Genomic DNA, 20,887 nt, shown 5'->3' with positions numbered 1-20,887 from the left:
TATGCTCTTCTAAAGTTGCCCCAAACTATACTCCCCCCCTAGTATTAAATACTACCCCCCAGTATAAGATAAGTGCTACATTATCAGTTAGAATCTCGCAGTCAGTAACTTAAAGAAGATAAGTCATGTCCCATACAACCAGAGATCAAAAGAAGCTCAATACCCGTGTCAGCAAAATACAGGGTCAGGTGAATGGTCTCAAAAAAATGCTGGAAGAAGAACATGAGTGCCAAGATGTGTTGCAACAAATCGCTGCAATTCGAGGGGCTGTAAATGGCTTAATGAAAGAGGTGATCAAAGGCCATCTGATCGAACACGTCGTATTGGAGGAAGAATTAGAAAAACGTGAAGCTGATATGGAAGTTGTACTGAAAGTGTTGGACTCCTATATCAAATAACACGATTTCATGAATTTTTTGAAGTGCCATTATCGAATTTCATTAAAATAGATAACGCACGTCCTAAGGCGATAATTTGCAAATGCCTCGCTCGATATCCAACACATAAACATTTATTTTTTATAAGACTCGAGTCGCAACGAACATATTGTCTGCATAGTAAACTCCATGCATTTAAACTGTACATGGAGGTTACTATGCCTGGTGCTTTCGCACATATCACAGCGGTAAATGAAGCTTCTGCTAATAATGCATTGATGAAGTTAAACATACCTCAAGAAGCAAAAAAGGCTTTAGCTCAAAATAAACGGTATTTAGAGCTCGGTTGTGTGAGCCCCGACTATCCTTACCTTGCTCTAATGAATTCTGCGCAAAATAAATGGGCAGATAAAATGCATTACAACCACGTTGGTAAGCTAATTGATGCTCTTATTCAGCATGTAAAAGCCGCAGATAACGAACACTTTGAAAAAACCTTCTCATGGTTATGTGGCTTTGTAGCACATGTAGCAACCGATATTACTCTTCATCCTGTTGTTGAATTAAAAGTGGGCCCTTACGCAGAAAACGCCCAGCACCACAGAATTTGCGAAATGCACCAAGATGCTTATATTTGGCCATCCAGGATGCAACTCGGAAGTATTGGCCTTGCAGATAGAGTCAGAGAAAACATCGGCAGTTGTGTGGACCAAATTAACAACAACCTAATAGATCCAGTTATTCGTACTATTTGGTCTAGTGCCCTTTCAGCTACTTACCCTGAATATGCTAAAGAATGCGAACCTGACGTAAACGTCTGGCACGAAGGATTTCAATCCGTTGTGGATAATGCAGAGGAGTCGCATCGCTTATTTCCTTGGGCGAGGCATGTGGCTTCTAAACTAGGGTTAACTTACCCACTTCCAAACGAAGTTGATTCTACTTATATTCAGGATTTAGAAACGCCAGATGGTATTAAGCACTACGATGAAATTTTTGATAAGGCGATTAAGACAATCCAAATATTTTGGGAAAAGCTGGCAGCTTCCATTTATGAAAACCAAGACACTGGCTTTTTTGAAAATTGGAATTTAGACACTGGTCGAAATGAAAACGGACAGCTTAGTGCTTGGGGAAATCTATGAAGCTAATCATCGTTATAACCCTTCTTCTCTCATTGACTTCTTGCGCCACCAAATCTCAATATTCTGAAGAAGTCATGTTTGATATGGCCTCGATTTTAAAAGATGTAGCCCAAGCTGTTGACGGTGAGCTCAAGTTTGGAGAAACAGCAGGACTAACAGAGAAAGAAATATTCGAAAATGCGATGTCAGCTAATCCAGCTCAAATCACCAAACTCTCACAGTTAGCTATCGATGGAAACATTTCTAATTATCGAATTCTTTCAGAGTTTCAAGGTAATAATGCAGTTATGTTGATATGTGACGGGGATACAGCACTAATGGAAGATGCAGGTTGCAACTCAGAATTTGATAAGATCTATTGGGACTCCCCAAAACCTTACTCATGCCAAATCAAACTTGATGCGGCATCTCTTTGTACTGACTAACAGTAGGGAAAATAGAGGAAATTTATGAGTAATACATGGCTTTAACTTATGCCTGTCATGTATTACTCACAATATGCAGAAACAGGTAATATTTAAAAAGCTCAAGCTTACCTGTAAGAAATCACTACGTTCTGTAAAGCACCTTTACAACATGCCAGCCGAACTTGGTTTTGACTAGATGTGGCGTCAGAACCTCGCCAGAAAAGCACACTTTGTCGAACTGAGGTACCATTTGACCACGGCGGAACTCACCAAGATCACCACCGCGCTTACCTGACGGGCAAGTGGAATACTTCTTCGCTAGTGTCTGAAACTTTGCGCCTTTTTTCAGTTGCTTGATAATGTCTTCTGCTTGCTCTTTGTGCTTCACAAGAATATGTAATGCGGCTGCTGTATTTGCCATTGATCTATCTCTCACTATTCTGGTCGCGCAAGTGTACCCAATCCCTTTTAACACGCCAAACATTTCTTGTTTATACCTAGGCGGCTTCAAGGTTCAAATACATGGGACTATAAAACTTTCGGCATAACAAGATTAAAATACAACCAAGTTTTGCTCAGTTAATCACTATTCTTTAAGAGATTGTCTAAAAAGCTCACATTTGTCTCTCCGATGGTTGAAGCCTTCGTCTGATAAGATTAGATTAGACACAATTCGGTGGTATTTATAAGGTTATTTCATGGCAAAAGTCGTTAGTAAAGCGAATCAATCTCAGGGCATGTTGATGTTCAAACTCACCCTGCAACAGAGTTTCGCGATAGGCACGCTAAAAGTCCGTGAAATCGTTCCGTATATGCCAACCACGAAGATCCCTTACTCGCATCATCACGTCATTGGCACCGTTACAATACGTAACTTAACAGTGCCTGTGATCGACATGTCAGCGGCTGTCGGCTTTCGTCCTATCAGTGAAGAAGAATACAAGAATTGCTACTTGATCGTGACAGACTGTTTGCGAACCGTGGTCGCCTTTATGGTTCGTAGTATTGAGAAGATCATTGAATGCGATTGGAAAGCCATTGAAACCCCACCAGCGAGCGCTGGGAAAAATATTTTCGTAACAGGTATTACTCGCTACGAAGACAAAACGGTTCAGATGCTGGATGTAGAACTGCTACTTTCCAAAATTTATCCGCAATACGAAAACTCAAAGATCCCGATGCTGACAGATGTTGAACGTGAGCGCCTAAAAGCATTAAGCATTCTTTTGGTGGATGACTCTTCCATCGCTCGTAAACAGCTGTGTGATGCTCTTGATAGTATCAATATCGGATACCAAATTTGTAAAAATGGTTTAGACGCATTAGAGCTGATGAAAAGCGAGGCTGAGGCTCATCGACCAATCGATATTTTGGTCAGTGATATTGAGATGCCAGGGCTTGACGGCTACGAGCTAGCATTCGAAGTACAAAATGACTCCGCTCTTAATCACTCATACCGCATTTTGCATACATCGTTATCGAGCGAAATCTGTGTAGACAGAGCTCACCAAGTTGGCGCACACGAGGCGCTTGAGAAGTTCAATGCTGGTGAGCTGATTGAAGCCATGCTGCGCGGTGCAAAAGAACTAGAAGCCAAAGCTATGGCTTCTTAACTCTTAACTAAACAGCCAAGAAGCAAATTGTCGAATATGGTGTTTTGCGGCCATTTTTTCGCGCAGAAGCTTTGATGTTCGCAGCTGCTAGTTTCTCAGGTCACTTCTTTGGCATCGAGTAACTACGAGATACAAACTCTGTCTCTTCGACTTGATTGATGTGATTAATATAAGAAGCCAAGCTATAAAGTACATTCGCCAATAAGTTCGCGTAACGAAATAGAATGGGGGCAGGTTGCTTCTTACCTGCATGTTCGATCGCAACTAATGCTCGTACCGTTTTTTTAGCTTGGCAACGGCACAAATGCAATTGACTGGATGCAGGGTGCCCTCCGGGTAGAACGAAACCTTTGAATCCACCATCAATGCGTTGCTTAAGCAAGTCATAATCTGCCTTTAGCTCTTCAACTTCCGCTTCTGTAATCGCTAGCTTTCCGCGAACCGAACCATTTAGGTGATAAACATTAGGCTGCATTCTTGTCAGTATGTCGCGGCTAAACTCGTCCAGATCCATCGCGAGAACTAAACCAATACGACTACAAAGTTCATCAGCCGTGATTTCAAAGTCACAAACCGGACTGTCCTCGTAAATAAACGGATAGCAAATCTCGCTCAATTCCTTGCTCACAGGCTTCATGCTTTTGTTCCAATATAAAAAAGGGAGCCAGTATAACCTAACTCCCCTTATGCGTTCATTATTCCGAATGATCGATATTTACATGACCGATTTACAATCAAGCACTTTCGATTTTCTTGTGACCTTCTTGAAGGTGAACAAAATCTACTAAATCATCACCAGACACTTGATACGCCTGACCAAAGCCTTTAACAAATAGCCCCGATTCTGGCTTTAAGTTAAACAACACGAAATCCTCTAGTTGGCTGAGACCATCAATTATCTCCCCAAAACGTTCTTTCATTTGTCCAACAACTTGGTGCCACATCTCCGTGTCACGCTCAACCATATTTGCCACAGCATCAAAAGTTAAGCGCTTACGAGCAAACAACTGCTTTGAAGATTCTTCATCTTCGATCATCATCAAAGAAACGTTTGGATTTTCTAGAAGGTTACGAGCATGACGAGCGATTTTAGAAATGAGTACGAAGTAACCTTCCTGATTTTGGACATAAGGCGCGTAACTTACATTAGGGCGACCTTCTGCATCGACAGTTGCAAGCTGAAGCGTACGACGCTCCTGACGAAACTCTTTGATCTCTGGCCCTAAACGACCTTGCAAACGCTCTTGTTTAACTTGTTGATCCATAATGATACCTGACTTTACTAATTAGTATTCGAGTTGAGCCTCGATTATGTTTGTGATTACTTTTTCAATTCGGCTTGTAAGGCGCGGAATGCGGTGACTTGATCTTCAAGTAGCTCGCGCTTTTCGTTACGGCCTAAATAAACTTTGAAAATATTGCTTCCGCACTCAGAGAAAAAGCCAAAATAGTGACTCTCTCTACCCATAAACGGTTTGCTGACCAACGCTACATTTTTAACATTATCTAGCTTCAAGTGACCGTGTAGCTCACCTTCTCTGCCCATTAAATTGTAATAGCCACGCGCCACTTTTCCCTTTGGGAATGGCGCTTTGACTTCAAAAATAGAGCCAAAAGAGTGAACAATAGTCGTCACCGGGCCGAAACCAACCAAACCTTCTAGAATGCTTTGTGCTTGCGCTCCTGGAGCGATGGCCACCATTTCCTGCGGCAAAGCCGCAACAACCTCAAATTCAGAAATACCGAGACGTTCTGCCATTGCTGCTGGCAATAATTGCGGTTCTTGCTCTAGTAATGCTTCAACTTGTTGTTTGATTGATTCCATATGTTTTCCGTCTTTTTTCAATTTTTTCATTAATTATTGGATACTTTCGGTACGGTTTCGTTCATCTCTGACGTAAGTACCTGAATACAACCTTGAGCCAATGAAACAGCCCAGAAACTACCAGCAAGAGTAAGAACTAGGCTGCGTTCATGCAGTTCCACTAAACCTTTTTGCTGCCACACTTTAAATAGAGGCATTAAAAATCCGAACGTGTCCTCCCCCATAAACGATGGCAGTTGGTTTGCCTGAACGATACCGCGATCAAACCCGGATTTGAGTGCAGCAAATAGTGGATCTAGAGGGCTTTGCTTCATCATCATAGCGATGGGGCTTTGCCCTTCTTTGATGGCTTTAATATAGGTCGCCAATGTGCGATGTTGCATCACCCCGTAACCACCGATATTACCTCCAGCGCCACAGCCAATTGGCAGTACCTCTGCATATGTCTTGGCTAAACTGTTGTATAAACTACGTTCACGGTTATCGATTGCCCAATGGTTCACACTCAGTTGCTTCATATGGTGTTTGTCCATAAAGTTCACACCGAGCTCATACATGCCTGCTTTTTCTGGCGTGGTAGCTGGTGGGGGGATTTTTCCTTTTTCTACAAGGTTAAGCATGGGTGCTGAACCACCGACTACCAACTGATATAAGTCCAACCCGTGTGCGCCAGTCGAGAGAAAATCATTTAAATCTTGCTCTAGCACTTCTTTGGTTTGATAAGGCAAGCCGTAGAGTAAATCGATAATGACAGGAATTTTGTCTTCGTTGGCAATCTCGCTAACTCGCTTGAGCACATCTTCTCTATCATCTAATCGTTTCGCGCTGCGACGCACTTGTGTATTAAAACTTTGTACACCAAAAGAGAAACGATTAAATCCACCGTCGAGAGCGCCTTGGTATAGCTCATCAGAAAAACGGTTGATACGGCCTTCTAAGGTAATTTCACAATCCGCGGCCAAAGGAAAGTGCTCATGAATCGCCTGACCTAACACGCGAACCTGTGCTGGAGACAGATCCGTTGGCGTTCCTCCACCGATATACACAGCATGGAAAATACCGTTTTGTGTCCAAGGCAATGCAGCTTTCTCCTTGAGATCCTGCATCAGTGCGTCAAAGTACTCGTCAACCAGTGCGCGGCTCGCAGCATTTTGAAAGAAGTTACAAAAGGTGCAACGTACGCGACAAAATGGAACGTGAATATAAAGACAACGTTTATTGGTCGCTTTAACCGAGTTAGCGGTAACGCTTGAAAAAATCGCCTGCTGCTGAGGTGGAGGTACAGGCACGCTCGCTCCGCCAGCGTGTGCCGAATGTTTCTTAACAAAGGCAAATCGCAATGGGTCAGGGCTATCGCTTCCCAACACTGATTCGTCAAATTTATCGATATCGACGCTCATATATACTCGCTTAGCTCCCACCATATAAGGGGTAGAGGCTGGTCTTTAAAAATCTGCAAGAATCATAATTTGAGCGTAATGATAATGCAATTGATAATTGATCTTATTTCGGTTGTGAGTAATAATCTGCTCAAGTTTTCATAGTTTCCCGAGATATTCCGTGAACGTACAAAGATATGTCATTGCAGGAGGTGCTTCCCTTGCCATCCATGCCGCACTTCTTTTTGTTTCTCAAGAAACGAAAGTGTTCGCGATGCCTGCTGGAAATCCAGCAAGTTCGGTAAGTTTAAACCTTGTATCGGCACCACCACCTACCGTCGAAACATCCACGCCAGAAAATGTGGCACCACCAAAAGAGCCGCAGCCTCAGGAGCAGCCTGAGCCAGAAAAGAAGATCGTAAAGAAACAGGTCGTCAAGAAAGACGCTGTTAAGAAAAAGGTAGTGAAGAAAAAAACAGAGCCGGTTAAACAATCTAAGCCTAAGACGGTGGAACCAGCCAAAGCCGTAACAAAACAAGAGAATCAGCCCGAAGCCAAACCGAAGAAAAAAACGGAACCGGCGAAGAAAGAGATGGTCGCTCAGCAAACCGCGCCAGCGAGCCAATCCAAAGGGGCAACGTCTCAACCTATTTTGGTCGACAAACCAACGTTTGTTAATCAACCAACTCAGCCTCGCTACCCAAGATCTGCACAAAGACGCGGTATCGAAGGCGTAGCCTTATATGAAATATGGCTCGATGAAAATGGCAATCAAATTAAACAGGTTTTGATTGAGTCTTCCGGCACAGAATCGCTGGACGCCTCAGCGCTTCGTGCCATCAAACAGTGGCAATTTACACCACATATTTCGGGCGGGCTAAAAGTGGCTCACCGAGTACAAGTACCTGTTCGTTTTAAGTTGGATGGATAATGGAACAACTACAAGAATTACAAACTCAACTTGGCCTAATGACATGGCCTTTGATCATTTGCTCAGCCCTCACCGTCATGATCATTACCGAGCGGTTATTCCACGTTTTGATTAGCCTTGGCGTCGGGAAACGAGCCATTCGCCAAAAACTCATTGGGTTAGACCCAACGAATGGAAACGATCTTGAGACGCTTGCAGAAGAATTGTCACATAAGCGACCGCTCCTTTATCGTGGCGTTGCCATGTTGCTTGCCCATCACTCTTTCTCAAAGTCTCTAAGAGAAGATGCCGCAGGCATTTGGCTGCAAGAAAAACGTCATCAGCTGCATTCTGGCCTTCGCTTACTGACGTTGATTGGCGTCATTAGCCCTTTGATTGGTTTGCTTGGTACGGTACTTGGCTTAATTGAGATGTTCAAAGGCATCGCTGTCTCAACGGGGAATATCACCCCGAATGATTTGGCAGACGGTCTAGGTTTGGCCATGCGCACTACTGCAGCAGGTCTTATTATCGCCCTTCCTGCGATTTCAGGAGCACAAATCATTGGTTTGTGGGCGGATCGTGTGATCGCCAAACTCGAACACACATTAAACTATGTCAACTTATGGCTTGAAGGTATCTCTCTGCAACACGTGTCGCCAGACAATTCAACATTAGCAGTGCGCTCTTCTGCAAAGGTCGAGGCTGAAGCACAATGATTAAAACGCCACAAGACAACACTCGTAACGACTTAACTCCTGATTTAACACCGCTGTTGGATATCATTTTTATCGTAATGGTTTTCCTGATGTTAACTGCAGCGGTCAAGCTCGATTCATTAGATGTCAATTTACCGAGTACAGAATCTCAGGCCGTTGCAAATGTCGATAAGCAATCCATCACGGTAAATATTCTCAAAGACGAGCCTTACTGGGCCATTAACGGCAAGACATACATCGATTGGGACAACTTTACCCTCGCGCTGCTAGAAGAGAGTAAATCAAGCGATAAACCGATTGTGATTGGAGCAGAAAAAACCGCGAACATTCAGTCGCTAGTTCAACTTCTCGGCTTTTTGCAAGAAAACGGAATTCAGGCAACTCAGTTGCTCACTGAAGAGCCATCATAAAAATAAGTAAGATAGAGATCCTTTCAAAATGAAGAACACACGTGCCACCATTCATGCTGTTGTTACGGCAGCCATTTCCCTACTTGCGAGTAGCCAACTTTTTGCCAATGAAACACCATCATCAGAGCGTGTTGTTAGTGCAGGCAGTGCCGTCACTGAACTGTTGCTTGAACTCGACGCCAAAGATAGCTTGGTTGCTATCGACGTAACCAGTCAGTTACCAAAAGGCATGGAACTGCCTAAAGTAGGCTACCATCGCCGCCTTTCAGCAGAAGGGTTGCTCGCCTTACGTCCGACAAAAGTCATTGGCTCTGATGAGATGGGACCGAAAACAGCATTGAACCAATTAAAAGCGGCGGGGGTAGATGTAGAAATCGTCAATACCGATGCCAACGTTGAGGGCCTTTACCAACGTATCGATCAAATTGCGAACCTTATGAATCGCCAGGCTAAAGCGGAAGATTTAAAGCAAGATGTGAAAGCGCAAGTTCAAGCACTCAATGCAAATCAACCTGCTCAAGCTCAGAAAAAGAAAGTACTGTTTCTACTCATCCATAAAGGTCGACCTGCGAACGTTGCAGGATCAGAAACCACACCCGATGCAATTATTCAGCTAGCAGGCGGACTAAACCCAGCTGCTGACCAGCTGTCTTCTTACAAGCCTTTATCCACAGAAGCCATGGTAGAGATGCAGCCTGACGTTATTCTCGTTAGCGGTCGCAGCTATGAAACGCTGGGCGGTGCCGATGCGATTTTAAAAGCAATGCCACTTCTCGCCGCAACACCTGCGGGAATGAATAAAAATATCATCACGATTGACGGTCACGCCCTTGTTGGTGGTTTGGGTCTTAAAAGCCTTGTAGAAGCCGAACGTTTGAATGCGCTGCTTTACCCATAGAGACATGACATGTTGTTAAGACGTATCTCCCTTTCAACGACGTTATCCGTACTTAGCGGCTTTTTAGCATTTGTTGCTATCGCCTCTATTACAGTAGGTCCAATGAGCATTAGTTTCACTGACAGTTTGCGTAGCCTAACAGGAAGCAGTTCTGATCTCGCTCCTCACATTCAGTTGGTGATTAACGAGATCCGATTACCTCGCACCATTTTGTGTATGTTCATCGGCGCCATTTTGGCAATTTGTGGTGTGGTTATGCAGGGCTTATTCCGTAACCCGCTGGCCGAGCCCGGCATCATTGGTGTGTCTGCTGGTGCTGCACTTGGCGGTGCGTTCGCTATTGTTGTATTTGCAGAGTTTAGCCAAAACTATCCGCAACTAATGAACTTCGCTGCGCTGCCTCTTTTTGCTTTCCTAGGTGGTGCGTTGACGACTATTCTCGTTTATAAGCTCGGCACAAGTAAATTTGGTACCTCAGTTACGATTATGTTGTTAGCTGGTGTTGCCATCAGCGCGCTTTCAGGAGCGGCGATCGGTTACATGAACTTTATTGCTGATGATCAGATGCTACGAGATCTAACACTTTGGTCGATGGGCTCATTAGCTGGCGCAAATTGGTCGGGGATAGGCCTATCCGCTGTCACGCTGGTCGTCCTATTATTCTGGTTCCAGAAAAAATCGATGGCGCTGAATGCTCTTCTACTAGGGGAATCAGAAGCAAGACACTTGGGAGTTCCGGTCCAAAAACTCAAACGACAGCTTATTTTGCTCTCTGCATTGGGGGTTGGTATTACGGTGAGTATTAGTGGTGCAATTGGTTTTATCGGGCTAGTGATTCCTCACTTAGGACGCATGCTAGCAGGCCCCGACCATCGAACGCTACTGCCAATCTCTGCACTCATGGGAGCGCTGCTTCTTACCGCTGCTGATATGTTTGCTCGTATTGCCGTGGCACCAGCAGAATTACCCGTCGGTATCGTGACCGCCTTGATCGGTGCACCCTTCTTCATCTACTTATTGTTCCAGCAGAAAGGGAAGATTTTGTAATGAACCAGATCGTTTTATCGGGTAAAAACATTTCGATGAAATATGGCAAGCGCATTGTTCTCGATGACATCAATATTGATATCCGAGCTGGTGAAGTGACCGCCCTACTCGGCCCCAATGGTGCGGGAAAAAGTACTTTGCTCAAGCTTCTGTGTGGTGAAATCTCTTCAAATCATGACATCGCCTACTTCGGTAAACAAAAACATGATTGGGAGCCTGAAAAAAGCGCAAAACACATTGCGATGCTCCCACAGCACAGTACGTTGACCTTCCCATTTTTAGCCAGAGAAGTGGTCGAATTAGGCGCGATTCCGCTATCGCTGTCCAATAAAGAAACCACTAAGTTAGCTTTACATTACATGAAACAAACCGATGTAATGCATTTGGCAGAAAGCCTCTATCCATCTTTATCTGGTGGCGAAAAGCAACGATTACATCTAGCACGCGTGATGACACAGCTACACCAATCTGGCGAGGAACGAATCTTGATGCTTGATGAGCCAACCTCTGCGTTAGATCTCGCCCACCAACACAACACGTTAAAGATTGCTCGTGAGGCCGCGAAAATACAGAACGCCGCAGTCGTTGTCGTGTTGCATGACTTGAATTTAGCCTCCCAGTACGCAGACCGACTTGTACTTTTACATAACGGAAAACTGGTTTGTGATGACACACCATGGAATGCACTGACGCCAGAGCGCATTGAGCACGTTTATGGCTACCGCTCCATCGTGACAAAACATCCAACTTTAGACTTTCCTCAGGTACACGCCGCCGCTTAGCGTGTATCTCTTCTGAGCCGTCTCTTCTGCTTTCCAAACGACAAAGGCCCGCAATAATCATATTGCGGGCCTTTGCTTTGATATTTAATCGAATCTTGGGCTCAAAAGAGCGGCGAGAAAATTACTGTGTTCTGCCTTGGCTTTACAACCAAAGCAGCAAACAAGTGTTCATCTATCGCTCTCAATTGCTATTACTTACTCATTTGGATCAATGAACGACCAATCAACCACTCGAGCTCTTTGTCACCACCTGCGCCAAACTGGCTTTCAACCATTTTGTATAAACGGTCAATACCGTTAGCAGCAAATTCTTGCGCATTTTCGGCCGTGACAATGTGATGGAATAGCAGTCGTAAAATCGCGAGGAACTCAGCATCTTCCAGTGCTTTAATCCAACTTTGTGAAAATGCACTTAGCCCTTTATCAAACTCTAGGTGTTCAATAAACATTTTAAAGATACGGCCATCCAGTGCGGCCGTGAAGTCCGTTTTCTTAGGGAAGTGATGGCTAATACCGGTACGAGATATACCTGTCTGCTGACTTAGAGTCGTGTACGACATTTTGTCGTAACCTAGTCTTAGTAGCTGATCAACAACGGCATCCATGATCTTTTGGATAGTGATTTCGGTATCTTCTTTACTACGCTTTGGCATATTTTAAGCTCTTCTCTTTGTAAATCCATCTAACTCACTATTAAATGAGGCCAGAATGAAATCATTCTTAGCATTATACCCAAGTTGCCCAAGGCACTTCGTTAAGCGAAACCTAAAAATTGAACCGCTAACACCTGCGCATTAAGGCCATTTGGATATATGTACTGCGACTACTTAATATAAAGTTAAGTTCCAAATCATAACGTCTTTACACTGCGTAATGTGCAATTTGCAGTTATGTTTTTGTCAATACATGCTACTCAAAATAAGGCGAAAAGTTAGTCTCATCAAAACCTTGCGCCATTTATTCATCGAAACTATTCAAAGACCAAGAATGATAATTATTAAAAATAATCAATCAAGAAATAGTCTTATAAATTGTCCATTAGTTCAACTGGGCTGAGCGAAATCTCGTCACTATGTTCGTTAATTGATTTTAAATGTTGATATATATCACATTAACGTTCTTGATGATTTAGTAATCCAATCTTTAACCCTTACTTAACAAGCGCCTATTCTGTTCTTTTTTTATTCAAAACTCGTCATTTTTGTAGATACAGATCAAATACCTGATAGAATACCCTTAGTATTTACAAGAGGATTCGTTATGAGTGTCGAATTAGAAAAAAACCAAGTATGTGAAGCTTGCGGCTGCGCAGGCGAGATTGGCTTCATCATCAAAGAAGGTGACGAAGTTGCCGACGTAACGGTTTTCGCACAGACAAAAACAGAGCTAGAGTCTGAACTACAAAAATACATTGAGCTCGCTAAATCAGTATGTGCTGATGTTGAATACAATGTTTCTGAAATAACAGAAGAGTCAAACCAAGCGACGGCTCGATTCAAATTTGAAGTAAGTGCTGAAAAGCTTATCTTTGAATTAAAAACTCGCTCAATCGCGCGTTAATGGAAAAAGCGAGCTCTGTGCTCGCTTTTTTATTTTTCCGTTATCCTAATATTAAACAGACCGTTTTTTGGCGTTTATTTATCTTTTTTGAATACCACCCACTTTAACGAACCATTCGTTTCAAAATCGTTCTCAGCTGTACACATCAGTAATACACCCTCAACATTAATCACGGCTCCGGTGGTGTAGGCTTTATCATCGTAGTAACAGATACGCTGACCTACCTTGCCGTCAGCGACCACCAGCGCTTTGCTTTCTGGCGTACTGTATGATTTAGCAAAAGCGGCCCCAGATAGTAGTACTGCTACAACACCAGCGGCAAAAATAAACACTCTTTTTAACTTCATGAAAATCTCCCTCAGACGCTCATGATACTAACAAGGACGCTTGTTCAGTTCTTGGCAGAACCTCATATTCTTCATATCTCTACTGATATTTTTCTCACATTTACTTTTAAATAAACTATATAATCAATCACTTAATCATTCCCTAACTTGCACACTGAAGCAACCCGGCATCGTGAGAGCGTGTATGCTTTCAGATAAAGCCCTAATTTGAAGTTCTTGGGCTAAAAATCAAAAACTGTTAACAAAGTATGCATAATGAGTCTATTTAAGTATAAGATGAGCACTTAAGATCTCTATGTTTACTAAGTCTCTGGCTATGCGTTTTGTTTCCCTTTTCCTTACCTTGATGCTGCTCTGCTTCCCATCTTTCGCATATGAGCTAGATTACTACTCTAAGTTTGGTCACACCGATAATTACGGTAATCTTGATCTACGAAACAAACCTTACACCCAATTACCTTCTGGGTTAGTGGTCAAAGGCAACTTAAATATCTCGCAAACCCCGATCAAAAAGCTGCCTAAGGGGCTTGATGTTGGAGGCAGTTTGGAAGCAACCAACAGCGCACTCAAAACCATTCGCTCAGGTACAAAGATAAAAGGTTATGCGAATCTACTGGGTAGTAAGATCGAAAGCTGGCCTAGGGGCATCAAACTCGGCGGTTATCTGAACTTGACGGATACACCATTAAAAACGCTCCCAGCTAAACTTCGAGTCAAAGGCGATTTAAGTGTTATTCGCACTCCTATCTCTGCTCTTCCTGAAGGATTGGTGGTTGATGGTAACCTTTATATAGGAGGATCAGCGCTACAAGTATTTCCAGACACGATGACGGTGAAAGGGAATATCTTTTTAGGTGGTAACAAGATCACCAAGTGGCCTAGCAATTTAACCCTTGGCGGGGCCGTTGCTCCTTAAAAAGCAAACAAGAAAAAACCCCGGAAAACCGAGGCTTTAAGGCGTTCATAATCCATCAAGTTCAGCGATGAATACTACTCTTGATTGTTCACTGGGTTGGCATAGCTCGCCACCAAATAAGGTCTTGCCCCTTCAGGTAACTGCTCCAATTTATCCGCAAGATGACGTTTCACCGCCTCTGTGATGATGCTCGAATCTTCACGTCCAGCAGCTAACAAGTTGATTGGGTACAACTTGTAGTTATTGTGAATTTGGCGATCGATTTCACCGGCAAGAGATTCTGGCGTTTCAAACTCTTGCTCAATCACATCACCAAACGCGACATGCACACGGCCTTTATAACCAATGATGCCCTGAATGATGCTTTCGATATCTTCAAATTCACCTTTTTCATAACGGCCATTTTCAGCTTTTTCGTACAGCTCTTTTGCTTTGGCAATGTCACATGGATCATTTTCATAGGCAATCGAGACAGGAACGATTTTCAAAGAACGCGTGTATTCACCAAAGCTGATCTTCTGCTTGCGGCCTTCAACATGGAACATTTTTAAAATCGCAGGATCAGTAAAGTCGTTTCCATCTTTGGCACGACCTTCCTTTTGGGCAATCCAAATTGAATTACCGGTATCAAGCGAGTGTTTAATGTAGCTCGACAGTTGTCCTAATGCTTTCATCATTTCTCTAGGCGCCTTAGCAGAGCGCTTAACGATGAAGCTTTTATTGAGTCGCATCAATTCAGTCGCACATGGCTTCTTCAGCAGGTTGTCACCAATCGCAATACGAACTGTACGGTGCCCACTTTGGTACAAGCCATAGTTTACTAGCGCAGGGTCCATCGCAATATCACGGTGGTTAGAAACGAATAAGTACGACGTGTTTTTATCCAGCTTATCCAAACCAGAAAAAGTGACGCCATCCGTTGTCTTATTCAATGTATCTTTCAGATACTTCTTCACTTCAATCTGAATCGCTTCTACAGAATCAAGCTTGCTCCATTTAGCTTTCAGGTAGATGCGCAGGATAGGGCTCATTAGCGTTTTAAACCACGCTGCTTTATTAGCAAAGCGATGATCGAGAATAGCAGTGATAAATTCATCATCTTGGATTAGACGATCCAGCGCTGCTGGAATTTCTTCGTCATTGTAAGGACGAATTTCAATATAAGGATCGGTATTGGCAGTCATTGTTCATTACATATCAAAAAAAGCTGGCACATTTTACGCATAGTTTTGCTGACAAGCAGCATTTCAACCCATACTTTTAACATGGTCATACCAGTTAGACTACAATTTCTCATGCTAAAAAATTCTCTCAGCTGGTTGGAATCGTATAGGTTTAACGTTACCCTTAGCGCCAAAAAACACTGGTACTCATAATGAACTACGCAATTGAATTTCACGACGCTAAATACCCCTTTCTTGAAGTAGCTGCGCGCAAAAAAGCACTGAAGCACAGTCTGCTGTCTGTCGTCGAAGGGTTAGCCGTCATTAAATTGGGTAAGCAGGAGTATGCCATTGAACCAGGCCAATATTTTTGGATTCCTCAAGGATGTTTGAGCTCCCTCACCTTTTTACCTAATTCTCGTGTATATCGTTGTGATTTTTCTGTGCGTTTAAATGATGACTTCTCACAACAAGCAGGGTTTGTGAAACCTTCACCGCTGCTAAAAGCCCTCGTCGAGAAACTAGCAACAACAGCCGAGCGCTCGGATTTGCAAACCGATCTGCTGACGGTAGTAAGACATGAAGTATTGACTCTCTCTCCTAAACTAGCGCACTCAACGTTAACAAAAACCATCAATCAGTGGACACCTGGTTGTGACATGGACATTTCTAAAGAGCTGTGCTTGGTACTCACACTCCGTGAAGCAAGAAAAATGAAGCTGTCGGGAAAGAAAGAAGAGCAGATTGTCGATACGCTTTTTGCGGGTAACACAGAAGAATATGAGCAACTTTGCTTTTTGGTCTTTGGAGAAGCGCTATAACTCGCATTCTAACGAGCCATCTTTTTAGTATTACGCAGAGTGACGCGCGCAGAAAATAGAGACTCAGATAATAATAAAAAGGGCGTACATGGATGATGTACGCCCTTTTTATGTTCGCTCAAGGTGACTAGAAGGGAACTTCTATCTGCATCATCCAGTCAGCGTCGTAATATTCGTGCCAACGATAATCAAATCGCATTCTTGGCTGTCCGTCGGATTTATCACCAAAACCCACGCTGAACATCAGGCCATGACTACGGAGCCACTCTTCTGTGTCCATTTTGCTCTCTTCGTCTCGGAGCTCTTCCGGCATCCAAAAACCAAGCCCAAAATAATTCTTTTCTAGATTTTGGGTTAGGAGTGGTGTGTCTTCCGGCTTAATCGCCCACTCTTCCCAATAGTTTTCTGTTGGCCCTTCGAATTTCGCTTCCGCAGCATACCAAATCAACGCATCCGTACTTAATACGCCAATGGAATCTAAAATTTCTTCACAGATAGGAAGGGTGTTATCTTCAAACACAACAGAACGATCAGAAAAATAGTTACACGCAGAATGAGCTTGTGTGACCACAAGCAGCGCACATGCACTAAATACGGCTAATCTGACCATGAAAATCTGACCTCTCAGTTCCCAGATAATGTTTCTTTGTATAAGCCTTTGTTAAGCAACAATTCACAGACGGACGGGGTTGTGTAGGCGTTTATGTCTTCACCCGTAACCAATGCGTTACGTATATCCGTGCTTCTGACTTTTACTTTTTCAGGGCACGCCATAACAGTCCAACGTTCCATAATCTCTTCTGCTCTACTAAATTTAGCAAATTTGAAGAAATTATCAGGACCTATGACAAAAGTTATATCGGCTGTTGGGTAGATTTCTTGAATTTTTTCTAACAACGCATAGGTTGTCACACTTTGTCCGGGTTGGTACAAAGCTTGCTCTGCATCAGAACGCCGAACATTAGAAAGTCCCATATCTTTGATGAATGCATCAACCATTTTGCACCGAGTTGGGTAATCGAGCATATTCTTGCCCCAAGCGTGTGCAATGCTAGGTTCAAGTAGCACAAGGTCAAAGTGGCTCAATGACTCAATAACACTTTTGTGCCCTAAACTAGGTGGGTTAAATGCACTACCAAAAATGGCGATTTTTTTCATATCCGGTAATTACCTGGTTGAAGAGAGTTTTCTAATCTGATGATTTCGGTATGATACTACTAATCTTTACAGCTTTTGACCCTAAAGTCGTGTTTATCAGTCTCAATTGCATGGTTTATCACCATTTGAGCAAGCGGGCTTTAGTGTCTGAAATATTTGCAGGAAAAGGAACCCTAAATGGAACAATCCATCCGTGATGAAATGCGTGTACTCCCTTCAATTGATCCGCATTTTGAAATTGAACGCCGTATTGCTTTTATTAAGCGTAAGCTACAAGAAGCAGGTTGTAAGTCACTGGTGCTTGGCATTAGTGGCGGTGTTGACTCAACCACGTTAGGTCGCCTTGCCCAGCTTGCAGTAGAACAATTGAATGCGGAATCTGGTACTGACAAATATCAGTTTATCGCAGTACGTCTGCCTTACGGTGAGCAAAAAGATGAAGATGAAGCGCAACTGGCACTCTCTTTCATCAAGCCAACACACTCTGTGTCTGTGAACATTAAAGATGGTGTTGACGGTTTGCATGCGGCGACTGATACCGCGTTGCAAGGGACGGGCCTGCTTCCGACTGAAGCCGACAAAATTGATTTCGTAAAAGGTAACGTAAAAGCGCGAGCTCGTATGATTGCACAATATGAAATCGCTGGTTACGTTGGCGGCTTAGTATTGGGAACAGACCACTCAGCAGAGAACATCACCGGTTTTTACACTAAGTTTGGTGACGGCGCGTGCGACCTTGCCCCTCTATTTGGTTTAAGCAAACGTCAAGTCCGCGAGTTGGCTGCAACATTAGGCGCACCAGAACTACTTGTTAAGAAAGTACCAACGGCAGATCTAGAAGAACTAGAGCCGCAAAAAGCAGATGAAGATGCTCTGAACTTAACTTATGAACAGATCGATGACTTCTTAGAAGGCAAACCCGTTCCACAGCAAGTGAGTGATCGTCTGGTAGCGATTTACAAAGCAACGCAGCACAAACGTCAGCCAATCCCGACGATTTACGACTAAGCGATATTTTCCGTTCACTTTTAAACTCAAAACGCTGCTAAAGTTAGCAGCGTTTTTATTGAGAACCGGGGAGCCTTCTCGCTTAGTTTGTTACCGTCACGTCCGTCTCTGGAACAGCACAACACGCCAATACGGTTCCCATCGCACGTTCCTCATCTGTCAACGCAGGCACGTCCGGATGATGTACTTGACCCGACGTAAGCTGAACCTTACACGCTCCGCATAAGCCAGCACGGCAGCTATTGCTAACAACCTTCCCTGCGTCTTCAAGCTGATCTAACAACGTTTTCTGATTATTCCCTACAACTTTCGTCCCATTAAAATCGATCGCTATGCTCTTCTCTGGTCTTGAAGTGACTGAAGATACGCCAAACGCTTCTTGATGGTAGTTTTCTTCTGGCAGCCCTTTTCTTAGTAGGAGATTTTTCGCTTTCTCCATAAAACCATCAGGACCACACACAAACACTTGGCGCTGTTCAATATCTTTGATTTGCTTAATGTGTGACAAGCTTAAACGCCCTTTTAACCCAAACCAATCAACGGCAGGCTGCGTCAAGCAGATTTTCACTTCTAACCCCGGGTGCTTACGCTTTAACTGCTCCAACTCAGAGCGACAAGGAATATCATTTTCGGTACGACATTGATGGTAGAAAACCACGTTCTCCAACTGATTGTGATCCGCTAAGTAACGTACCATCGATAGCATTGGTGTTACTCCACTGCCTGCAGAGAGTAACAATAGAGGCTGCGCTTCATGAGTTTTTAGGTGGAACTGGCCATCAGGTTGTTCTGCCTCTAAAACATCACCGACTTGTAAATTGTCTAAGAGCGAATTAGAGACTCTTCCACCTGCAATACGCTTAACAGAAATAGCATAGCGACCCGGACGAGACGGACTGGATGATAGCGTATAGCGTCGACCTACTTTCTTACCATCAATATTCACTTCTATTGGCAGGTGTTGTCCTGGCAAGTAATTAGGTAAAGAACCTTTGTTTGGTTCTAACCATAAGGTCACGAAGTCTTGGGCGATTTCTTCACGCTCAACACATGTTAACGTCATGCGCACTGGCGAGTTATCTGCGTAAAACTCCGGCTCTTTGTACTCCAATACTTCAACTTTATCGCCTTGACGAATAATGCCTTCATTTCGCGCGACAAGATTCTGGCCAAAGAACACACCACCGACATCGTTTGCACGGAACTGTTGCAAGGTTTTGAGCGGCTCTTTGCTCTCACGGAATGTGCCTCTTTGGGTATTCACCGTAGTCAGGATACAGCGCTCGCAAGGTTTGAGAGACTCAAACTCTACCTCACCGATTCGTATGCGCTTCCATGAATCTTCTTCAAACGGCTTGGTATCAGAGACCACTAAGTTAGTACGGAACTGATCCATAGAGTGTTGCTCAGAGCTTCTTCGGTTCAGTTCATCAAGGGAAGCCTGGCTAATCACTAACACCGGATAACCATCGGCAAAGCTAACGTTTTGTCCTAGCTTTTCGCGAACACGATTCGATTGCTCACCACTAAACAACAACTCAACACGTTGACCCAATACACGACTAAACCAATCATCTGCATCATCTGTGGTGGTATATGCAGTAAAGGTGTCTTTCCAAACTGTTGCTGGCGTTTCCTGCATTTTAAAGTCTTGATAACGGATTTTAAGCGGCTCCATCCCCAAACTGCTAAACACAACCCCATCGGATAATAAGGCAGACTTAATGGTTACCATTTGCGGATACTTTCGCGCAGTGATCATCGAGCCATCAGCTTTCGCAATCATAAAGCGACGATCGAAGCTCAATCCTTGCTTCTCAACCCATACGGACGACAGCGATAATCCGCCAACTGACTTAACCGGAAAAACATTAATTTGGGATAAAACGGGTTGCGACATGGCCTTCTTCCTACGGGTGTTTTTTATTTGTTGCGGTATTGTATACTCAAATCACATTAAGTTGCAGAGTCTACTGCCTCTTCATCCATCGCAACTTTCTCGAAACCATATTCTTATAAATTTGGTTTTAGTGACAAGTATTTACTACACTCAATATTCGCGTTTTTTAACACCGTTCTGACCAAATACCGTTTGATAAAGTGTGATACGACACACATAATTCACCCAAGTTATCACTGCCCCCATTTATTGATTTGGAGCTTAATTATGGATACAAGAAAACTGGTTCTGATTTTGTTATGTATCTTTCTTCCGCCTGTCGCGGTGTTTATGGAGAAAGGTCTAAATAAAGACTTTTTGATTAACCTAATATTGACGTGTTTCTTCTTTCTGCCGGGTACGATCCACGCGCTTTGGTTAACAATGAAGTAATCACTTACACTCTCACTCTGTAGAAAAGTGAAAAATGGGATGAAATGTCAGGGCAATTCCTCTATCATCC

Annotated in this window: 26 protein-coding genes; 15 read left to right on the top strand and 11 right to left on the bottom strand. The window is 43.5% G+C overall.

Annotated features, from left to right (window positions below):
• Positions 1–125: 125 nt before the first annotated feature.
• The 3 genes from rcnR (at position 126) to OO778_RS22660 (ending at position 1,947) form a co-directional block, all read left to right on the top strand.
• Entirely contained in the window at positions 126–398 is a 273-nt protein-coding gene (gene rcnR / locus OO778_RS22670) for a Ni(II)/Co(II)-binding transcriptional repressor RcnR (protein WP_046873754.1), read from the top strand.
• 197 nt (positions 399–595) lie between these two features.
• Positions 596–1,522 carry a zinc dependent phospholipase C family protein gene (locus OO778_RS22665; protein ID WP_074189875.1) on the top strand — a complete coding sequence of 309 codons (927 nt, stop codon included), beginning with the start codon at positions 596–598 and terminating at the stop codon, positions 1,520–1,522.
• Positions 1,519–1,947 (top strand): hypothetical protein, encoded by a 429-nt coding sequence (locus OO778_RS22660; RefSeq protein WP_074189874.1) that lies wholly within the window; start codon positions 1,519–1,521, stop codon positions 1,945–1,947. The genes OO778_RS22665 and OO778_RS22660 overlap by 4 nt, the downstream gene beginning before the upstream one ends.
• A gap of 124 nt (positions 1,948–2,071) precedes the next feature.
• Here the strand turns inward: OO778_RS22660 and ppiC are convergent, their stop codons facing one another.
• The gene (gene ppiC / locus OO778_RS22655; RefSeq protein ID WP_005375342.1) at positions 2,072–2,350 is read right to left on the bottom strand and encodes a peptidylprolyl isomerase PpiC; all 279 of its coding nucleotides are present in this window, start codon (positions 2,348–2,350) and stop codon (positions 2,072–2,074) included.
• Between the two features lie 277 nt (positions 2,351–2,627).
• On the opposite strand from ppiC, the gene OO778_RS22650 reads away from it, so the two are divergent.
• Positions 2,628–3,542 carry a chemotaxis protein gene (locus OO778_RS22650; RefSeq protein WP_005392519.1) on the top strand — a complete coding sequence of 305 codons (915 nt, stop codon included), beginning with the start codon at positions 2,628–2,630 and terminating at the stop codon, positions 3,540–3,542.
• A 100-nt stretch (positions 3,543–3,642) separates the two neighbouring features.
• Here the strand turns inward: OO778_RS22650 and OO778_RS22645 are convergent, their stop codons facing one another.
• The 4 genes from OO778_RS22645 to hutW form a co-directional block, all read right to left on the bottom strand.
• A complete protein-coding gene (locus OO778_RS22645) occupies positions 3,643–4,179 on the bottom strand; it encodes an ATP:cob(I)alamin adenosyltransferase (protein WP_074189872.1) in 537 nt (178 codons plus the stop codon).
• 97 nt (positions 4,180–4,276) lie between these two features.
• The gene (gene hutZ, locus OO778_RS22640) at positions 4,277–4,807 is read right to left on the bottom strand and encodes a heme utilization protein HutZ (RefSeq protein ID WP_139059240.1); all 531 of its coding nucleotides are present in this window, start codon (positions 4,805–4,807) and stop codon (positions 4,277–4,279) included.
• 56 nt (positions 4,808–4,863) lie between these two features.
• The gene (hutX, locus tag OO778_RS22635; RefSeq protein ID WP_047008487.1) at positions 4,864–5,367 is read right to left on the bottom strand and encodes a heme utilization cystosolic carrier protein HutX; all 504 of its coding nucleotides are present in this window, start codon (positions 5,365–5,367) and stop codon (positions 4,864–4,866) included.
• 29 nt (positions 5,368–5,396) lie between these two features.
• Positions 5,397–6,767 carry a heme anaerobic degradation radical SAM methyltransferase ChuW/HutW gene (gene hutW / locus OO778_RS22630; RefSeq protein WP_264911797.1) on the bottom strand — a complete coding sequence of 457 codons (1,371 nt, stop codon included), beginning with the start codon at positions 6,765–6,767 and terminating at the stop codon, positions 5,397–5,399.
• A gap of 160 nt (positions 6,768–6,927) precedes the next feature.
• Here hutW and OO778_RS22625 point away from each other — a divergent pair, with 160 nt between their 5' ends.
• Genes OO778_RS22625 through OO778_RS22600 form a run of 6 tightly spaced genes read left to right on the top strand, consistent with a single transcriptional unit; the run spans position 6,928 to position 11,512 of the window.
• The gene (locus OO778_RS22625) at positions 6,928–7,677 is read left to right on the top strand and encodes an energy transducer TonB (protein ID WP_237311254.1); all 750 of its coding nucleotides are present in this window, start codon (positions 6,928–6,930) and stop codon (positions 7,675–7,677) included.
• Positions 7,677–8,375 carry a MotA/TolQ/ExbB proton channel family protein gene (locus OO778_RS22620; protein ID WP_005392513.1) on the top strand — a complete coding sequence of 233 codons (699 nt, stop codon included), beginning with the start codon at positions 7,677–7,679 and terminating at the stop codon, positions 8,373–8,375. Before OO778_RS22625 ends, OO778_RS22620 begins: the two co-directional genes overlap by 1 nt.
• Complete coding sequence (locus tag OO778_RS22615; RefSeq protein ID WP_048625312.1) at positions 8,372–8,785, top strand: biopolymer transporter ExbD; 414 nt, start codon at positions 8,372–8,374, stop codon at positions 8,783–8,785. The genes OO778_RS22620 and OO778_RS22615 overlap by 4 nt, the downstream gene beginning before the upstream one ends.
• Positions 8,786–8,813: 28 nt before the next feature.
• Positions 8,814–9,683, top strand: a complete 870-nt coding sequence (locus tag OO778_RS22610; protein WP_074189868.1) for a helical backbone metal receptor — start codon at positions 8,814–8,816, stop codon at positions 9,681–9,683.
• A gap of 9 nt (positions 9,684–9,692) precedes the next feature.
• Positions 9,693–10,730, top strand: coding sequence for an iron ABC transporter permease (locus tag OO778_RS22605; RefSeq protein ID WP_074189867.1), 1,038 nt, complete (start codon positions 9,693–9,695; stop codon positions 10,728–10,730).
• On the top strand, positions 10,730–11,512 hold the full coding sequence (locus OO778_RS22600; RefSeq protein ID WP_203347909.1) for a heme ABC transporter ATP-binding protein: 783 nt from the start codon (positions 10,730–10,732) through the stop codon (positions 11,510–11,512). The genes OO778_RS22605 and OO778_RS22600 overlap by 1 nt, the downstream gene beginning before the upstream one ends.
• Before the next feature lie 191 nt (positions 11,513–11,703).
• Here OO778_RS22600 and OO778_RS22595 read toward each other — a convergent pair whose 3' ends face one another.
• Entirely contained in the window at positions 11,704–12,165 is a 462-nt protein-coding gene (locus tag OO778_RS22595) for a TetR/AcrR family transcriptional regulator (RefSeq protein ID WP_005392508.1), read from the bottom strand.
• Between the two features lie 607 nt (positions 12,166–12,772).
• Here OO778_RS22595 and OO778_RS22590 point away from each other — a divergent pair.
• A complete protein-coding gene (locus OO778_RS22590) occupies positions 12,773–13,072 on the top strand; it encodes a YfcZ/YiiS family protein (protein ID WP_074189865.1) in 300 nt (99 codons plus the stop codon).
• 74 nt (positions 13,073–13,146) lie between these two features.
• Here the strand turns inward: OO778_RS22590 and OO778_RS22585 are convergent, their stop codons facing one another.
• Entirely contained in the window at positions 13,147–13,419 is a 273-nt protein-coding gene (locus tag OO778_RS22585; protein WP_005392505.1) for a YnjH family protein, read from the bottom strand.
• Positions 13,420–13,735: 316 nt separating this feature from the next.
• Here OO778_RS22585 and OO778_RS22580 point away from each other — a divergent pair, with 316 nt between their 5' ends.
• The gene (locus tag OO778_RS22580) at positions 13,736–14,335 is read left to right on the top strand and encodes a hypothetical protein (RefSeq protein WP_031780261.1); all 600 of its coding nucleotides are present in this window, start codon (positions 13,736–13,738) and stop codon (positions 14,333–14,335) included.
• A gap of 74 nt (positions 14,336–14,409) precedes the next feature.
• Here the strand turns inward: OO778_RS22580 and OO778_RS22575 are convergent, their stop codons facing one another.
• Positions 14,410–15,519, bottom strand: a complete 1,110-nt coding sequence (locus OO778_RS22575; RefSeq protein WP_005392503.1) for a 1-acyl-sn-glycerol-3-phosphate acyltransferase — start codon at positions 15,517–15,519, stop codon at positions 14,410–14,412.
• 191 nt (positions 15,520–15,710) lie between these two features.
• Here OO778_RS22575 and OO778_RS22570 point away from each other — a divergent pair, with 191 nt between their 5' ends.
• A complete protein-coding gene (locus OO778_RS22570) occupies positions 15,711–16,319 on the top strand; it encodes a hypothetical protein (RefSeq protein WP_047008435.1) in 609 nt (202 codons plus the stop codon).
• A 127-nt stretch (positions 16,320–16,446) separates the two neighbouring features.
• Here OO778_RS22570 and OO778_RS22565 read toward each other — a convergent pair whose 3' ends face one another.
• Positions 16,447–16,929, bottom strand: a complete 483-nt coding sequence (locus tag OO778_RS22565; protein WP_006742203.1) for a hypothetical protein — start codon at positions 16,927–16,929, stop codon at positions 16,447–16,449.
• A 14-nt stretch (positions 16,930–16,943) separates the two neighbouring features.
• Positions 16,944–17,477 (bottom strand): nicotinate-nicotinamide nucleotide adenylyltransferase, encoded by a 534-nt coding sequence (locus OO778_RS22560; protein ID WP_074189864.1) that lies wholly within the window; start codon positions 17,475–17,477, stop codon positions 16,944–16,946.
• Positions 17,478–17,654: 177 nt separating this feature from the next.
• Here OO778_RS22560 and nadE point away from each other — a divergent pair, with 177 nt between their 5' ends.
• Positions 17,655–18,485 carry an ammonia-dependent NAD(+) synthetase gene (gene nadE, locus OO778_RS22555; RefSeq protein WP_006742205.1) on the top strand — a complete coding sequence of 277 codons (831 nt, stop codon included), beginning with the start codon at positions 17,655–17,657 and terminating at the stop codon, positions 18,483–18,485.
• Between the two features lie 82 nt (positions 18,486–18,567).
• On the opposite strand, the gene OO778_RS22550 is transcribed toward nadE, so the two are convergent.
• Complete coding sequence (locus tag OO778_RS22550) at positions 18,568–20,385, bottom strand: hybrid-cluster NAD(P)-dependent oxidoreductase (protein ID WP_150917770.1); 1,818 nt, start codon at positions 20,383–20,385, stop codon at positions 18,568–18,570.
• Between the two features lie 267 nt (positions 20,386–20,652).
• On the opposite strand from OO778_RS22550, the gene OO778_RS22545 reads away from it, so the two are divergent.
• Positions 20,653–20,817, top strand: coding sequence for a YqaE/Pmp3 family membrane protein (locus tag OO778_RS22545; protein ID WP_005375297.1), 165 nt, complete (start codon positions 20,653–20,655; stop codon positions 20,815–20,817).
• The last annotated feature ends 70 nt before the right edge of the window (positions 20,818–20,887 follow it).

This window comes from Vibrio sp. STUT-A16, assembly GCF_026000495.1.
Taxonomy (GTDB): Bacteria; Pseudomonadota; Gammaproteobacteria; order Enterobacterales; family Vibrionaceae; genus Vibrio; species Vibrio diabolicus.
This window is presented reverse-complemented; position numbering and strand designations above follow the sequence as displayed.

Excerpts from the sequence above, each read along its gene's own strand:
- rcnR (WP_046873754.1), top strand. The coding sequence starts at position 126 with ATGTCCCATACAACCAGAGATCAAAAGAAGCTCAATACCCGTGTCAGC.
- OO778_RS22665 (WP_074189875.1), top strand. The coding sequence starts at position 596 with ATGCCTGGTGCTTTCGCACATATCACAGCGGTAAATGAAGCTTCTGCT.
- OO778_RS22660 (WP_074189874.1), top strand. The coding sequence starts at position 1,519 with ATGAAGCTAATCATCGTTATAACCCTTCTTCTCTCATTGACTTCTTGC.
- ppiC (WP_005375342.1), bottom strand. The coding sequence starts at position 2,350 with ATGGCAAATACAGCAGCCGCATTACATATTCTTGTGAAGCACAAAGAG.
- OO778_RS22650 (WP_005392519.1), top strand. The coding sequence starts at position 2,628 with ATGGCAAAAGTCGTTAGTAAAGCGAATCAATCTCAGGGCATGTTGATG.
- OO778_RS22645 (WP_074189872.1), bottom strand. The coding sequence starts at position 4,179 with ATGAAGCCTGTGAGCAAGGAATTGAGCGAGATTTGCTATCCGTTTATT.
- hutZ (WP_139059240.1), bottom strand. The coding sequence starts at position 4,807 with ATGGATCAACAAGTTAAACAAGAGCGTTTGCAAGGTCGTTTAGGGCCA.
- hutX (WP_047008487.1), bottom strand. The coding sequence starts at position 5,367 with ATGGAATCAATCAAACAACAAGTTGAAGCATTACTAGAGCAAGAACCG.
- hutW (WP_264911797.1), bottom strand. The coding sequence starts at position 6,767 with ATGAGCGTCGATATCGATAAATTTGACGAATCAGTGTTGGGAAGCGAT.
- OO778_RS22620 (WP_005392513.1), top strand. The coding sequence starts at position 7,677 with ATGGAACAACTACAAGAATTACAAACTCAACTTGGCCTAATGACATGG.
- OO778_RS22615 (WP_048625312.1), top strand. The coding sequence starts at position 8,372 with ATGATTAAAACGCCACAAGACAACACTCGTAACGACTTAACTCCTGAT.
- OO778_RS22610 (WP_074189868.1), top strand. The coding sequence starts at position 8,814 with ATGAAGAACACACGTGCCACCATTCATGCTGTTGTTACGGCAGCCATT.
- OO778_RS22605 (WP_074189867.1), top strand. The coding sequence starts at position 9,693 with ATGTTGTTAAGACGTATCTCCCTTTCAACGACGTTATCCGTACTTAGC.
- OO778_RS22600 (WP_203347909.1), top strand. The coding sequence starts at position 10,730 with ATGAACCAGATCGTTTTATCGGGTAAAAACATTTCGATGAAATATGGC.
- OO778_RS22595 (WP_005392508.1), bottom strand. The coding sequence starts at position 12,165 with ATGCCAAAGCGTAGTAAAGAAGATACCGAAATCACTATCCAAAAGATC.
- OO778_RS22590 (WP_074189865.1), top strand. The coding sequence starts at position 12,773 with ATGAGTGTCGAATTAGAAAAAAACCAAGTATGTGAAGCTTGCGGCTGC.
- OO778_RS22585 (WP_005392505.1), bottom strand. The coding sequence starts at position 13,419 with ATGAAGTTAAAAAGAGTGTTTATTTTTGCCGCTGGTGTTGTAGCAGTA.
- OO778_RS22580 (WP_031780261.1), top strand. The coding sequence starts at position 13,736 with ATGCGTTTTGTTTCCCTTTTCCTTACCTTGATGCTGCTCTGCTTCCCA.
- OO778_RS22575 (WP_005392503.1), bottom strand. The coding sequence starts at position 15,519 with ATGACTGCCAATACCGATCCTTATATTGAAATTCGTCCTTACAATGAC.
- OO778_RS22570 (WP_047008435.1), top strand. The coding sequence starts at position 15,711 with ATGAACTACGCAATTGAATTTCACGACGCTAAATACCCCTTTCTTGAA.
- OO778_RS22565 (WP_006742203.1), bottom strand. The coding sequence starts at position 16,929 with ATGGTCAGATTAGCCGTATTTAGTGCATGTGCGCTGCTTGTGGTCACA.
- OO778_RS22560 (WP_074189864.1), bottom strand. The coding sequence starts at position 17,477 with ATGAAAAAAATCGCCATTTTTGGTAGTGCATTTAACCCACCTAGTTTA.
- nadE (WP_006742205.1), top strand. The coding sequence starts at position 17,655 with ATGGAACAATCCATCCGTGATGAAATGCGTGTACTCCCTTCAATTGAT.
- OO778_RS22550 (WP_150917770.1), bottom strand. The coding sequence starts at position 20,385 with ATGTCGCAACCCGTTTTATCCCAAATTAATGTTTTTCCGGTTAAGTCA.
- OO778_RS22545 (WP_005375297.1), top strand. The coding sequence starts at position 20,653 with ATGGATACAAGAAAACTGGTTCTGATTTTGTTATGTATCTTTCTTCCG.